A 13646-nucleotide genomic window follows, 5' to 3' on the forward strand; every position below is an offset into this window, starting at 1 on the left:
GGCAGTGTAGCGCGTTTGCAGGGAGCGACGGCGGCATGCAGGGTCGCGTGCAGTGTCAGCTTTGCAGCGGACTTTGCCATTTATTTTGCCGTTTATATAACATCCTTGGTCATGCCCCCGTTATCTGCTACGCTAAGCTTTCACCTAGTGGAGGCCCCCATGTCGACTACCCCTTTTCCCAACATCCCTGGCGCCGGCGCCATGACCGATTCACTCGAGTTCGTTAAAAACTTGTGGGGAAGCATGGGGGTGCCTGGCATGTCGATGCCCAGCTTGGCCGCGCCGGCCATGTCGGTGGAAGATCTCGACAAGAAAATTGCCGATCTCAAAGCCGTCGAGTCCTGGCTCAACGTCAATGGCGCCATGTTGCGCGCCACCATACAGGGCCTGGAAGTACAGCGCGGCACGCTGGCAACCCTGAAAACCATGAGCGCATCGTTTGCCGACGCCATGAAAACCATGGCGCCCGATGCCACGGCCAAGCCGGCTGCGGCAGCGCCAGCCATGCCTGACCCCACCGTCTGGTGGAATATGCTGCAAGACCAGTTCAAGCAGGCCGTGGCCAGCACGGTGCCGGCAACACCGTTCGGCGCCGAAGCAACGCCGGCGCCGGCAGCAGCCGACGCCGGCGAAGCGGTGCCGCCACGCACTGCCAGGAAGCCGGCCAAAGGCTAAGCAGCAAGCGGTGACTCTCTAGTCCATGAGCTGCTACCTCAGGCCAGCTTCAAAATCCGGATAGCGTCGATCAAGCCATCTTCCGAGCGCTTGACGGTGGCGATATTGATCAAGCCTTCGTCAGCGAGTTGCCGGGCCTGTTCGTGGGCGATCTGAAAATTCTCGATGGTATCGCCCTTGGCGGCAACGGGCCGAATCCAGGCTGTGCTACCAACCTTCATTTTTTCGTAAACTTCGTGTGCAATATCGCGCATGAGTGTGCCTTTCCTGGACAATCCGGGTCGTGTTTCTCCCGCGGGGTGAGCAGTTTAGCACTCACCATCGCGCTACGGGCAAGCACGGGCGCAAAACTAGGTCGCTGTCGTGGTCACTGGCGTGGCCACTGCGGTGGCCGGCACCAGCCGCGCCAGCTGCTCCATCAGCTGGGCAAACCGCTGCTGCCCAGGTCCAATGCGGTCGATCTGCAATAACACCTCGGCCGTTTCGGCGCCGAGAGCGGCCTCATAGCCCGACTGTTGCATATGCGATAACTGGATCTGCGCCGCATTGAACAGGATCCGCATATTGTTCGGCAAGGTGAGGCGGGCATGGCGCATCCACTCGATCGCTTCCTGCAGCTTGCCGCTGCGCCACAACAGCACGCCCTGGTTCATCAGGTCAGTCGCCTGTTTCTTGGCATCGCGGATCAGGGCGATGCCCTCCTCGCCCATGCGCGCCTTGTCGAAAATACGCTGCACTTCGTCGAGCAGCACGCTGTTGTCATGGTTGTTGCGCGCCACGTAGCACAGCAGCTCGACGGGCGCTTCCTTCACCCCCACCGCCAGCAGCAGCGTCGCCATGTCGAGGCACACCGCCACCGCCGGCCGTGCCGGGTCGGCATTGAGCAGCGCTTCGAGCTCGTCGCCGGCCTTGCGGGCACGCCGGTAATCGCCGCTTTCGTGGTACACCAAGCCTTCGGTGATCTTGGCGCGCAAGCCTATCAGTTCGTCGCCGGCGAATTCCTTCTGCACCGCCTGCAGCAGCGCCAGCGCTTCCTTGACTTCATTCTTTTGGCCGCACACGCGCGCCAGACCCAGATAGGCGTCGGCGCTTTTCATGACCGAGTATTCACCAATGGCGATGCATTTCCGAAACGCCTTTTCAGCCATCGGCAACTTGCCCAGTTTTAAGCAAACCTGGCCCAGGCTGCGCTGGCGCAGCACCGAGTTGGGTGACAGCTTGGCGGCCCGCTCGAGCACCTTGCTCGCTTCCTCGAGCTGCCCCATCAACTGGTGGGTGGCGGCCAGCTGGTCGTAGGCATCGATGTAATAGCGGTTTTCCGCAATCACGCCCTGGAAAATCTGGCGTGCCTGTTCGTATTCACCATTGGTCATGCGGATTTTTGCCAGTCCCGAGCGGGCCCACTGGTATTCGCGCTCGGCCACCACGCGCTCGTAGGCCTCCCTCGCCTTGTCCGGCTCGCCGCTCTTGAGCATCAAATGGGCCTTCATGCGCAGCAGTTCGATGTGGTGCACCTGGTCGACGTCGATCTGGGCGTCGCACAGGGCGGCGGCGCGCAAATAATCTTTTTCGCCGTACGCCAGGTCGATCATGCGAAACACCTGTTTTTTGTGCCACACCCGGTTCAGGCGCGTCAGCAGCACGCCCTCGGTGATCGGCTTGATCAGGTAGGCGTCGGGCTGGTGCTCGGCCGCACCGATCACCGATTCCATGCTTTTTTCGGCCGATACCATCAGCCATACACTGCTGGGCAACAACAGCTGATGCACGCGCGCTTCTTCCAGCACCTGCTGGCCGTTCTTGCCTTCACCGAGGTTGTAGTCGCACAGCACGACGTCATAACGGATGCGGCTGAGCAGAGCCATCGCTTCGCCGCCGCTCGATGCCTGGTCGATATTCTTGGCGCCCAGATTGCGCAAGCTTTCGCGCAGCAACTGGCGGATGCCAATAAAATCGTCGACCACCAGATAGTTTTTTGAGGCCCAGTCGACATCGGCGAGGGTGGCCCGCGCCGCCGGTGCGGCCGCAGCGGCAGGCGCGCCGGGCGGCGCCGTCATGGCAGGGTCAAAATGAAGCAGCCGCCGCCCAGCGTGCCGCCATTTTCCAGCCGCACGCTGCCGCAGCGCTGGCGGTGCCGGTGCATCTGCGCCACCTTGCTGGAAAAATACAGGCCGAGGCCGGTGCTGTTGGTACGAAAATTCATCGCCTTGGGCGCGCCCCGGCTGGTCGCCAGCATGGCGGCCGGATAACCGTCACCATTGTCTTCCACCCGCAATTCGAGCTGGCCATCGACCACCGCTATGCGCAAGGCGATGCGGTCGCGCGTGTAGTGCACGGCATTATTGATGGCGTGGCTGAGCACACCGATGATCAACTCTTCATCGAAGTGCCAGACCAGCTCGGCGTCAAGCGCGGTGTCGAAGGCGATCGCGCGCGCGGCCAGCAGCACGCGCGCGCCCGACCCCACCTGTGCGGCCAGGTTGGCCACGGGCAGCGCTTGCAAATCAAAGGGATAGGCCTGCTCGCCCACCTGCTTGTACAGGGCCAGCAGGTGCATCAGGTTGTCGTTCAGGCGGCGCGTCTGGTACAGCATGTGCGCCAGCTGGACGGTGGCGGCGGGCGCCGGCGCAGCGGCGCCATCGAGCAGCGTTTCCAGCGTGCCCGACAGTACCCCCAGCGAATTTTTCATGTCGTGCGCGGTCGACGCCAGAAACAGCGACAGCTCGCCCACGCCGGCATTGGCGTCGGCGTCGGCGTCCGCGTCCGCATCCGCCGCGTGGTCGTCGATGGTCATGGTGATCCTGCAAAGCCTGGCGAAATATTGCCGTGAAACAATTATACGCCCACTTTTCGCGCGCTCTCTTGATTAGCGCAGGCGTGCGGCCCGACCGCGGCGTTCGCGCAACAGAAAGCGGCCGGGATCGAGCGCGGCGCATAACTCGGCTTCCAGCGGCAGCGGTTCGCCCTCCAGGGTGGCGGCCAGCAGCTCGGCCGCCAGCGGCGCCCAGGTCAGCCCGCGCGAGGCGTAGCCCAGCAGCGCGTACAGGCCCGGCTGGCGTGGCAGTTCGCGCAGGCGCTCGACGCCGACGGCCAGGGCGGCGGCGGGGACGGCGCCGGCCATCGGCAAGCGGTCCGGCGCCACCGCGCGAAAGCCGACCCGCCCTGCCAGCGGGGCGTCCAGCGCCAGGCCGGGATCGGCCAGCATCGAGCGCATCTTGTCGAGGTTGTGCGCCTGGCTCGATTGGCGCAAGGCGCGATCGGCATCGCTGTCATAGGTGGCGCCGGCGCTGCGCAGGCCGGCCGCCGCCGGCGTCAGATACGCTTCGCGGCACAGCACATAGCCCAGTTCGGGCGCGGCGGCGGCAGCCAGGTGGGTCACCTGGCCGCGCACGCGCTCGAACGGCAAGCCGGCCGTTTGCACGATGGCGCCGGCGCCGCTGGCGACGATGACGGTGGCGGCGCTGGCGATGACGGCGCCGGCCGCATCCTGCACGATCCAGATGTCGCCCTCGCGCTGCAGGCTGACGGCGCCCACGTCAAAATGGCGCTGCAGGGCGCTGCCACAGGCGCCCAGCATGGCGGCAATCGCACTGGCCGGGCGGATCCAGCCGCCGTCGGCGAACCACCAGGCGCCGTGCGGGGCGACGGCGCCAAAGCGCGCGCGCGCTGCCGGCGCTGCCAGCCATTGGGCATAATCGGCTGGCAGCGCCCGCGCCTCAGCGATGGCCGCCTGCAGGCTGGCGTGGGCGGCGTCGCGCGCCACTTGCAGCACGCCGCAGGCGGCGCCATCGATGGCGCTGCCCAGACCACCGAGCCGCTGCCAGTAGGCGCGGGCAAACAAAAAAGCGGCGCGCGACAGGCGCGAGGCCTGGTTGTCGTCTTTCGACAGCAGCGGCATGGTGATGCCAGCGAGGTTGCCGGACGCTTCCATCGCCGGCGCCGGATGGCGTTCGACCAGGGTCACCTGCCAGCCGCGCGCGCACAGGCGCTCGCAGGCAGCAGCGCCAGCCAGGCCGGCACCGATGACGATGGCGCACCGCAGCGGCGGCGCGGGCGGCGGCGCGATCGGCTTGCGGCTGGCGTAGCGCCACAGCGACGCAGCGGCGCTGGCGCTGGTGTCAGCGTCGGTGTCGGCGCCGGTCTCGCTGACCCAGCCGGTGGCCGCCAGCGCCCGCGCCAGCGCCGGCTGCAGCTGCGCCGCCTGCAGCACGGCGCCCTTCTCCAGCAGGCGCGCCAGCGCGCGCGGCACGCTGGCGCTGTCTTCGTCACCGGCCAGCGCGACACCATCGATGCGCGCCTGCAGCTGCGCCAGCGCAGCCGCCAGCGGCGCGTGCAGCAGGTCGACGGTGACGCCATCGTCTGGCGCCGCCTGCAGCATGCGGGCAAAGCCGGGCAAAGGCCCGCTGGCCAGCGCGATCAGGTGCAGGTGGGGCGGCCGCGCCGGGTCGGCATGCCAGTGCGCCAGCGTCGTCGCGATCTCGTGCGCGCCATTGGTGCCGATCAGGACAACGAAGCGTTCACGCCCGCGCCAGTGCGGCCGCCAGTCCATCATCGGGCGCGCTTGAAGCAGCAGCGGTCATGGTCATCGACCATGCCGATGCCCTGCATGAATGCATACATGATGGTGCTGCCGACGAACTTGAAGCCGCGCTGTTTGAGGTCTTTCGACAGGCTGTCCGACAGCGGCGTGCTGGCCGGCCGCGCGCCGCTGGGCCAGTCATTGACGAGGGGGACGCCGTCGACAAAGCCCCATAAATAAGCGTCAAGGCTGAGACCCTGCTCGCGCATGCGCAGATACGCCTGGGCGTTACCGATGGTCGCCGCCACTTTCAGGCGGTTGCGCACGATGCCGGGATTGGCCAGCAACTGCGCCACCCTGGCGGTGTCGTAGCCGGCGATGACGGTGGCATCCCAGTGGTCGAAGGCGGCGCGGTAGCTCTCGCGCTTGTTGAGGATGGTCTCCCAAGACAGGCCGGCCTGCGCCCCTTCCAGGTTGAGCATCTCGAACAGGGTGGTCTCGTCGTGGCAGGGCACGCCCCACTCGGTGTCGTGGTAGGCAAGGTAGGCGGGATTGGCCATATTGGCCCAGCTGCAGCGCGTGGTCATCGTCATCGTCGTCGGAAAGGAAAAGTGGGCATGTCGCCCGCGGTTCGATGCAATGTGCGGGCGCGCAGCCATTATAATTTACCGATGTACACTCCCAACCACTTCAAGGAAGCGCGGCTGCCCGTGCTGCAGGCGCTGATCGAGGCGCATCCGCTGGGCGCCGTGGTGACCCACACGGCGGCCGGCCTGGATGCCAATCACCTGCCGTTCGACTACCGCCCGCCCACCGCCGGCGCGCCGTTCGGCACCCTGCGCGCGCACGTCGCCCGCGCCAACCCCTTGTGGCAACTGGCGGGCAGTGAAGTGATGGTGCTGTTCCAGGGACCGCACGGCTATATTTCGCCATCGCTGTACCAGGAAAAACCCGTCAGCGGCAAGGTGGTACCGACCTGGAACTACGCGGTGGTGCACGGCCACGGCGTGCTGCGCGCGCTCGACGATCCGCTCTGGCTGCGGGCCCTGCTGGAACGATTGACCGGTCACCATGAAGCGCCGCGCGCGCAGCCATGGGCCGTGGCCGACGCCCCCGCCGACTACCTCGACAAGATGCTGCGCGCCATTGTCGGCATCGAGATCGTGTTGACTGGGCTCGATGGCAAGTGGAAGATGAGCCAGAACCGGGTGGCGGCCGACCAGACGGCCATCGCTGCCGAACAGCCGGCGCTGGCCGCCTGGATGGCGCCAAACCCGACGTCGGGCGCCTGACAAAACCTTCGGCACAAGGGCGACGGCGAACGCAGTGCCACCGGCACGGCAAGCCGAACACGCAGTCATGGAAGTTTTGTCAGGCGCTCAACCACGGCGTCCTTCGGCATCGCTCAAGCTGTCGAGCAATCCGGGTGCCTGACGCAGCAGCTTTTCTTCAGCACTGAGTCTGGCCGCCAGCAGCTGCGCCAGGTAATCGGTGCGTGCAGACTGCGCCGCTTTGACTTGTCGCTGCCCCTGGCGCGTCAGCGCAATCAACGTGCTGCGCCCGTCTCCTGTTGCGTCGCTTTGTCAGGCGTTTTTAGTCGCCGTCGCGGCGCTGTGGCTGTCGGCAGCGGCGATGTCTTTGCTCGACAACAGCGTCACCTCGCCGTGTCGGAGCGCGCCCGCCAGATCGTGCATCAGGTGCGCAAACAAGCCCTGCTGGCGGCCGCTGGCGCTGCTGTACAGGGCAGCCCAGGCATTGCGGCCACCGTGCTTGGCCAGGTACAGCGCCTGGTCGGCCAGTTCGACCACTTCCGACCACGACAGCAGGCGCGGCGCTGCCGGCACGAACGGAAAACAGGCAAAGCCGATCGAGCAGGTCTTGTCGATGGCAGCGCCGTCGGGCAGCACGAACGGCCGGTCGGCCACCGCGCGGCGGATGCGCTCGGCCACCGCCCTGGCCTCGTCGCGGCGGGTGGCGCGCGCCAGCACCAGGAATTCTTCGCCGCCCCAGCGCACCAGGTAATCCGATTCGCGGAATACTTCGCGCAGGCGCTCCTGCATCTGCACCAGCACGGCGTCGCCAGCGGCGTGGCCGAAGCGGTCGTTGACGTCCTTAAAATGGTCGAGATCGACCATGAAGAACACCAGATCGTGGGCATCAGCGCGGGCAGCACCGGCCGCGCGGCGGCCAGCGTCATCGTAGCTGCGCAGCGACAGGCGCACATCGGTGTCGACATGCTGCAGGAAAAAGCGGCGGTTGCGCAGCCCTGTCAACTGGTCGGTCAGGCTCACTTCTTCGAGCGCCTGGTACGCTTTTTCCAGTTCCAGATTCTTCTCGAGCAGTTCGGCCTGGGTCGCCGCCACCTGGCGGTAGGCGCGCGCGTTGTCGAGGGCGATGGCGCCATACGCACACAGGGTGCGAAAGATCAGCCGCTCACGCTCGCCATAGGCTGCGGCCTGCATCGATTGCACCGTCATGGCGCCGAGTACCCGCTCGCCCACCTGCAGCGGCGCGAACATCACGCTGCGCGGCTTGATGGTGCCGGGGATCAGGCCCGGCGCCGGGGCGTCGGCGGCCGCCTCGATGACGATTTCGCGGCGCTCGCGCACGCAGCGCGCCGAAATCGCATTCGGGTCCGACAGCAGCACCCGGGTGGCCGGCAGCACCCGCCCCGCCTCGACGCCAAAGGCGCAGCGCAAGGCGGCACCATCGGCGTCGAGCAGGAAAACGGCAAAGTGCGTGGCGTCGAGCAGGCCGTGAACGTGGCGGTCGAGCGCGCGAAACACGGCGTCGGCATCGAGGTGGGTAGTGATTTCCTGGCCAATTGCCGACAAGTGTTCGAGCGTGGCGCTGATCTGCTGCTGCACCTCGGCGCGGCGCGCTTCGGCGGCCGCCAGCTGGCGGTGATGCTCGCCCTCGGTGTGCGCGCGCTCGGTCTGGAACTGCACCTGCATGGCGATGGCGCGGTTGGTCGCCTCGTGGCTGTTGATCTGTTCGCGCGCGGCCACCGATTCGAGCGCCACCTCATAGGCGCGGGCGAAATTGCCGACCTTGGCGTACTCGCGCCCCATCGCATCGAGCGTGCCGCCGGGGACAATATAGCCGTCGATGGTGGCCGCCAGCGCCTGCGCCTGCAGCAGGTAATGCAGGGCCGGCGTGGCTGCCTGCATGGGCGCCGGCGCCGCCAGCCGGTGCCGGCTGTGGATATCGGCCAGCACCTTCAGGGCGGCGATTTCGGCCGAGGTGTCGCTGTGTTCGCGCGCCAGCGTCAGCGCGGCATCGGCGCGTGCCAGCGCATCGACGGGGCGCTGCAGGTGCGACAGCGCATGCGCCTGGCCGCGCAGCGCGCCGCTTTCGAAATCGGCCTGGCCGAGGGCGGCGCCGCGCTGTTCGAGGCGCTTGAAATTGGCCAGCGCGCCGGCGTGATCGCCGCTGTCGAGGGCGACGTCGCCGAGGTATTCGAGGGCCACCGCATAGGCGCGCGAATCGGCCAGCGGCGCCATGGTCGCCAGCGCCTCGTCGAGCAGGGCGCGGGCGGCATCGCGCTGACCCAGCTGGCGCAGCGTTTCGGCAGTCTGCATCAGCCCCAGGCCGATGCTCAGCGGCCAGCCGGTGGGGCGCGCCAGATCGAGCCCGCGCTGCATCCATTCGAGGGCGGCATGGTGGGCGTTCAGACTGGTGAACGTGTTGCCGATGTTGGTGGCGAGGTTGACGGCGCGCCGCACCTGGCCGGTCATCATGGCGATATCGTAAGCGGCGATCATCAGGCCGATGGCGCGGCCAAAGTCGCTGGCCTGGAAAGCGGTGGTGCCGGCCAGGTCGTCGATCCAGCCGCGCGCGGCCAGGGAGCGGCTGCCGCCGCCGTCAGCGTCGGCAAAGCGGCCGCCCCAGCGGGCCTCGGCGGCGTGCAGATCGCGGAACACGTCGGCCAGCGCAGCGGCGGCGTCGCAGATATCGCGCCGCACCGGATCGGCGGCGGCGACGGCAGCGCCGGCAGCGGCGGCAAAATGGCCATCGCTGGCGGCGGTTTCGCCGCGGTCGACACTGATCCAGGCCAGCAGCCAGTGGCCGTCGGCGCGGCAGGCGTGGGCGGCGCTGGCTTGAGGCTGGACAGCGTGCTCGCTGGCGCCAGCGCATTCGGCACAGCGTGCGAGGGCGGCGCCGGCCTGCTGGTGCGCACGATCGAGTTGACCGAACAACCATAGGCGCTCCGCCTCGACCAGCAGGCAGCGCGCCTGCGCCAGCGCGCGCGCCGGCGCCGGCAAGGCCTCGATCAGGGCAGCAGCGCTGGCGGCAATCGCCTGCGCCTGCGGCGGATCGCGCTGGCGCAGGTGCCAGTTCAGTTGCAGCAGCAGTTCACAACGACGCTCGTCCAGCGGCTGACGCGCCAATTCGGCGTGCCAACGGGCAACTTCCTCGTCCAGCGCGAACATCTCGATCACTATGGTCCTCGTCGATGCGAGCGCGCAGAAAGGGGCGCGCCTAGCGCCTTATTATTTCACATTTCAGGCAATTCTCTTTATACAAATTGGTAATTGCGCAACTTAGTGGCGATTCGAGCAACGGCAAATGCCCGGGCATCCTTGGAACCTAGCGGGACAGCTTGTCAGCCGATGCGGCGCACCGATTCGCGCACCACCAGCGCCAGCGCCGGCACGTCGACCGTAAACGGCTGGTGGGCGATCATATTGAGGATGCCCTGCCCCAGGCAGCGGCCCACTTCGAACAGCGGCTGGCGCACGGTGGTCAGCGGCGGCGTGGTGCAGCTCGAGCTGTGCAGATCGTCGAAGCCGACGATGGAGACGTCGTCCGGCACCCGGATATTACGGCGGTACAGGCCCAGGCGGGCACCGTAGGCCGACAGATCGTTGGCGGCGAAGATGGCAGTAAAGCGCTGCCCCGATTCGAGCAGCTGCTCGACCGCCTGCAAGCCGCCCGATTCGTGAAAGTCGCCATCGACGATCAGGCGCGGATCGAGCTTGATCTGCTGGCGCTGCAGCGTGTCCTGGTAGCCGGCCAGGCGCGCGCGCGCATCATCGTGATCGGCCGGGCCGGCGATGAAGGCGATGTGGCGGTGGCCCTGCAGCAGCAGGAATTGCACCGCTTCGCAGGCGGCCCGGTAGTGGTCCTGGCAAAAGCCGAAGGCGCGCGGGGCGTCGAGCTGGCGGCCGAATACCATGATCGGCAGGCGGCGCGAAAAGTCGACGATCTGGGCGTCGGTCAGGCGCCCGGTCAGGATCACCAGGCCGTCGACGCGGCGGGCGATCAGCAGCTCGATGCGCTCGGCCTCCTCATCGGCATGCCAGTGGCCGGAGACGATCAGCGGCGCGTAACCGGTATGTTTGAGGGCGTCCTCGATGCCGGCCATGGCGTCCGTAAAATAGCCGCTGATGAGCGACTGGGTGAGAACGCCGATGGTGCGCGAACTGCCCGTCTTGAGGTTTTGCGCCAGCACGTTGGGCTTGAAATTGAGCCGCTCGATGACGCTTTCGATGGCTTTTCGCTTGTCGTCGGAGACCCTGGCGGTGCCATTCAAAAAGCGCGACACGGTGGCGGCCGACACCCCCGCCTCGCGCGCGACCATGTGGACGGTGGGGGGAAGAGCAGCGTGGGTGACTGTTTTCATCAAGCGTGAAGCATACGGTAAAAAATACAGGAACACAAAAGACCGAAGACCGCGGGCCGACCATGGCGAACAGGGCGTGCGCACTATAGCATGTAATCGGTTTCTGAAAACCATGCGCCCTGCCTGTCCATGCAAGGCGCCGCGACCGGCCCTGGCGCCAGCCAGCGGGCGCCCCAGCGCCATCGCTGCGCACAGCGCGCAACGCCTGCTGCTGCAGGGCACAGCTTATCCATCCGCACTTTTCTGCGTGTTATTTTCGCCACCGCCCACAATTTTGTTTGACTTCAGATGATTTCAAAAATACTATGAAACCGATTTCAAAAATTATGAAATCGGTTTCATTTGGCAGCGACCGCAGTGTCGATCCGATTGCGACCCGCAGCGATCCCACAATAATTGGAGACAGAATGAAACCTACCGCCCCGGGTGCCCGTGCGCCTGCAATATCCCCCATCGCCCTCGCCGTTTTGCTGCTCGCCGCCAGCGTCGGCGCCCATGCGCAGAGCAGCAGCAGTAACAACAGCAACAACAGCACCGCGCCGGTCGCCAGCGCCGACGGCCCCATCGCCGAAGTGTTCGTCACCGCCACCAAGCGCTCGACGTCGCTGCAAAAAACCCCGGTGGCGATCACCGCCCTGAACGCCGCCGCGCTCGACGACGCCCACGTACAAACGATTGCCGACGTCGTCAACCTGGTGCCGGGCTTTCAAGCCACCGGCCAGGGCGACCATGGCGTCATCACCATGACCTTGCGCGGCGTCGGCAACGACAGCGCCAAGACCGAATATGCCGATCCCGAAGTGGCCCTGTTCATCGACGGCATCTATTCGCCGCGGCCGGAAGGGGCCAGTTCGCTGCTGTTCGACCTCGACGCCATCGAAGTGCTGCGCGGCCCGCAAGGCACCCTGTGGGGCCGCAACTCCACCGTCGGCGCCGTCAACATGCAAACCGTCAAACCGATCCTCGGCTCGACCTCGGGCAGTATCGAAACGGGCATCGGCAACTACAACCGGCTGGGCGCGCGCGGCGCCGTCAACCTGCCGCTGGGCGAACATGCCGCCGTGCGCGTGGCCTTCGTGCACGAGCAGCACGACGGCTACGTCGATTACCAGCAGCTGCCGATCCCCTCGCAGACCAGCCAGCGCGCAGCGTTTATCGCCAGCGGCGGCAACCCGGCCGCCTTCCAGCCCATCAATCCGAACCTGTTCGTCACCAGCGGTCCCAAATACAGCGCCCAGGACCAGAGCGCGCTGCGGGTGTCCCTGCTGTGGAAGCCGGTGCCGGCCATGACGTGGAACATCGCCTACGAAAAATTCGCCGACCGCGGCACGCCGTCGATGAATTTGCTGCAAACGCCACGCGCCGGCACCGACCTGTTCTCCACCCTGGCCGACGTCGCCCCCACCCTGGTACGCGACACCAACTCGGTGCGCAGCCGCATCGATTACCTGCTCTCGCCCGACCTGACGCTGGCCTACATCGCCGGCTGGTCGCGCTTTTCCGGCAGCTCCACCTTCGACCAGGATGGCGGCACCATGGTGCCGACCAGCTTCGCCACCGGTGCCACCTACCAGGCCAACAACACGGTGTCCTCGCACTACACCAACTACAGCCACGAACTCGAACTGCAGTCGACCGGCAGCCGCACCGTCGACTGGCTGGTCGGCCTGTACTACGCCAACGAAAAAAACGACATCCGCTTCGACATCCCCGTCTTTAACGGCACCCAGCAGGGCACCGTCGGCTGGCAGGGCTCCTTCATCCAGCCGAAGGAAACGGTCGATTCATCGGCCGCTTTTGGCCAGCTGACCTGGAATGCCAGCGACAGCCTGCACCTGACCGGCGGCGCCCGCTACACTTCCGACAAGCGCACCAATGAAGGCGGCAATGGCTATACCTGGAATTACGACCCCAGCGTGCCGCAGGTGCCGGTCAGCGGTTCGATTGATCCACGCGTTCCCGGCCAGGGCTACAGCCCCAGCGTGCCGTCCAACGACGGCGTCTACAAGGGCAACAAGACCACCTGGCTGGCCCGCGTCGCCTACGACCTCGATCGCCAGAACATGCTCTATGCCAGCGTCGCCACCGGCTACAAATCGGGCGGCCTGCAGGATGGCGGCCGGCCCTATTCGCCGGAGACGCTGACCAATTATGAAATCGGCTCGAAGAGCAGCTTCCTCAATGGCGCAGTTAAATGGAACAACGCGCTGTACTACGAAAAATTCAAGAACTTCCAGTTCAGCGCCCCGGTCACCAATCCGGACGGCTCGCATACCCTGGTCACCAACAACGCCGAGGGCGCCAACATCCACGGCTTTGAATCGGAACTGGCAGCCAGGCTGTCGGCCGACGACCGCCTGCAGCTGACCTTTGCCTGGACCCGCGCCAAGCTGGGCCAGCTGATCGGCGGCAGCAACGATTACGCCTTGCCAGCGTGCGCCGTGCCGGGCATCAGCACCTGCCTCGACGTCACCGGCAACCGCATGCCGCATGCGCCGAACGTCTCGCTGCAACTGCAGTACCAGCACGTGTTCCGGCTGGCCGATGGCGCCAGCGTGACGCCGCGCCTGTCGACCCACTACGAAACGGCCAGCTGGCTGTCGGTATTTAACCTGGGCGAGGGTGACCGCCAGAAGGCCTATACGCGCAGCGACATCGGCCTGCGTTACGCCCGCCCCCATGCGCTCTGGCTCGACGCTTTCGTGCGCAATGTCGGCGACACCAACGTCAAGACCAGCGCCATGAACGGCTTTGGCGCCTGGGTCGCCCAGTACCAGCCACCGCGCACGGTGGGCATCAACCTGGGCTACGACTTTTAATTTACCC

The 13646-nt window shown here is 66.2% G+C and carries 11 protein-coding genes; 3 read left to right on the forward strand and 8 right to left on the reverse strand.

Translation table 11 applies throughout. The features are described 5' to 3' along the window. Positions 1-159: 159 nt before the first annotated feature. Positions 160-675 (forward strand): PhaM family polyhydroxyalkanoate granule multifunctional regulatory protein, encoded by a 516-nt coding sequence (locus ACP7BZ_RS17485; protein WP_426115476.1) that lies wholly within the window; start codon positions 160-162, stop codon positions 673-675. 38 nt (positions 676-713) lie between these two features. Here the strand turns inward: ACP7BZ_RS17485 and ACP7BZ_RS17490 are convergent, their stop codons facing one another. The 5 genes from ACP7BZ_RS17490 to ACP7BZ_RS17510 form a co-directional block, all read right to left on the reverse strand. Next, positions 714-929, reverse strand: a complete 216-nt coding sequence (locus ACP7BZ_RS17490; RefSeq protein WP_426115478.1) for a hypothetical protein — start codon at positions 927-929, stop codon at positions 714-716. A 96-nt stretch (positions 930-1025) separates the two neighbouring features. Beyond that, on the reverse strand, positions 1026-2732 hold the full coding sequence (locus ACP7BZ_RS17495; RefSeq protein ID WP_426115480.1) for a tetratricopeptide repeat protein: 1707 nt from the start codon (positions 2730-2732) through the stop codon (positions 1026-1028). Continuing rightward, positions 2729-3469, reverse strand: coding sequence for a sensor histidine kinase (locus ACP7BZ_RS17500; RefSeq protein WP_426115482.1), 741 nt, complete (start codon positions 3467-3469; stop codon positions 2729-2731). The genes ACP7BZ_RS17495 and ACP7BZ_RS17500 overlap by 4 nt, the downstream gene beginning before the upstream one ends. 72 nt (positions 3470-3541) lie before the next feature. Beyond that, entirely contained in the window at positions 3542-5227 is a 1686-nt protein-coding gene (mnmC, locus tag ACP7BZ_RS17505) for an FAD-dependent 5-carboxymethylaminomethyl-2-thiouridine(34) oxidoreductase MnmC (RefSeq protein ID WP_426115484.1), read from the reverse strand. Beyond that, positions 5224-5787 carry a DNA-3-methyladenine glycosylase I gene (locus ACP7BZ_RS17510; protein ID WP_426115486.1) on the reverse strand — a complete coding sequence of 188 codons (564 nt, stop codon included), beginning with the start codon at positions 5785-5787 and terminating at the stop codon, positions 5224-5226. The genes mnmC and ACP7BZ_RS17510 overlap by 4 nt, the downstream gene beginning before the upstream one ends. Positions 5788-5865: 78 nt before the next feature. Between ACP7BZ_RS17510 and ACP7BZ_RS17515 the strand changes: the two genes are divergently transcribed. Beyond that, on the forward strand, positions 5866-6486 hold the full coding sequence (locus ACP7BZ_RS17515; RefSeq protein WP_426115488.1) for an FMN-binding negative transcriptional regulator: 621 nt from the start codon (positions 5866-5868) through the stop codon (positions 6484-6486). An 87-nt stretch (positions 6487-6573) separates the two neighbouring features. Here ACP7BZ_RS17515 and ACP7BZ_RS17520 read toward each other — a convergent pair whose 3' ends face one another. From ACP7BZ_RS17520 to ACP7BZ_RS17530, 3 genes are all read right to left on the reverse strand, one after another. Continuing rightward, complete coding sequence (locus tag ACP7BZ_RS17520; RefSeq protein ID WP_426115490.1) at positions 6574-6744, reverse strand: hypothetical protein; 171 nt, start codon at positions 6742-6744, stop codon at positions 6574-6576. 33 nt (positions 6745-6777) lie between these two features. Then, positions 6778-9627 (reverse strand): diguanylate cyclase, encoded by a 2850-nt coding sequence (locus ACP7BZ_RS17525; protein WP_426115754.1) that lies wholly within the window; start codon positions 9625-9627, stop codon positions 6778-6780. Positions 9628-9800: 173 nt separating this feature from the next. After that, positions 9801-10820 (reverse strand): LacI family DNA-binding transcriptional regulator, encoded by a 1020-nt coding sequence (locus ACP7BZ_RS17530; RefSeq protein WP_426115755.1) that lies wholly within the window; start codon positions 10818-10820, stop codon positions 9801-9803. Positions 10821-11227: 407 nt separating this feature from the next. On the opposite strand from ACP7BZ_RS17530, the gene ACP7BZ_RS17535 reads away from it, so the two are divergent. Next, positions 11228-13639 (forward strand): TonB-dependent receptor, encoded by a 2412-nt coding sequence (locus ACP7BZ_RS17535; protein ID WP_426115492.1) that lies wholly within the window; start codon positions 11228-11230, stop codon positions 13637-13639. Positions 13640-13646 lie beyond the last annotated feature (7 nt).

The sequence above is a fragment of the Massilia sp. PWRC2 genome, assembly GCF_049896725.1.
Lineage (GTDB): Bacteria > Pseudomonadota > Gammaproteobacteria > Burkholderiales > Burkholderiaceae_D > JAFCUW01.

Bases quoted from the DNA above. Each gene is read 5' to 3' on its own strand.
- ACP7BZ_RS17485 (WP_426115476.1), top strand. From the start codon at position 160: ATGTCGACTACCCCTTTTCCCAACATCCCTGGCGCCGGCGCCATGACC.
- ACP7BZ_RS17490 (WP_426115478.1), bottom strand. From the start codon at position 929: ATGCGCGATATTGCACACGAAGTTTACGAAAAAATGAAGGTTGGTAGC.
- ACP7BZ_RS17495 (WP_426115480.1), bottom strand. From the start codon at position 2,732: ATGACGGCGCCGCCCGGCGCGCCTGCCGCTGCGGCCGCACCGGCGGCG.
- ACP7BZ_RS17500 (WP_426115482.1), bottom strand. From the start codon at position 3,469: ATGACCATCGACGACCACGCGGCGGATGCGGACGCGGACGCCGACGCC.
- mnmC (WP_426115484.1), bottom strand. From the start codon at position 5,227: ATGATGGACTGGCGGCCGCACTGGCGCGGGCGTGAACGCTTCGTTGTC.
- ACP7BZ_RS17510 (WP_426115486.1), bottom strand. From the start codon at position 5,787: ATGACGATGACCACGCGCTGCAGCTGGGCCAATATGGCCAATCCCGCC.
- ACP7BZ_RS17515 (WP_426115488.1), top strand. From the start codon at position 5,866: ATGTACACTCCCAACCACTTCAAGGAAGCGCGGCTGCCCGTGCTGCAG.
- ACP7BZ_RS17525 (WP_426115754.1), bottom strand. From the start codon at position 9,627: ATGTTCGCGCTGGACGAGGAAGTTGCCCGTTGGCACGCCGAATTGGCG.
- ACP7BZ_RS17530 (WP_426115755.1), bottom strand. From the start codon at position 10,820: ATGAAAACAGTCACCCACGCTGCTCTTCCCCCCACCGTCCACATGGTC.
- ACP7BZ_RS17535 (WP_426115492.1), top strand. From the start codon at position 11,228: ATGAAACCTACCGCCCCGGGTGCCCGTGCGCCTGCAATATCCCCCATC.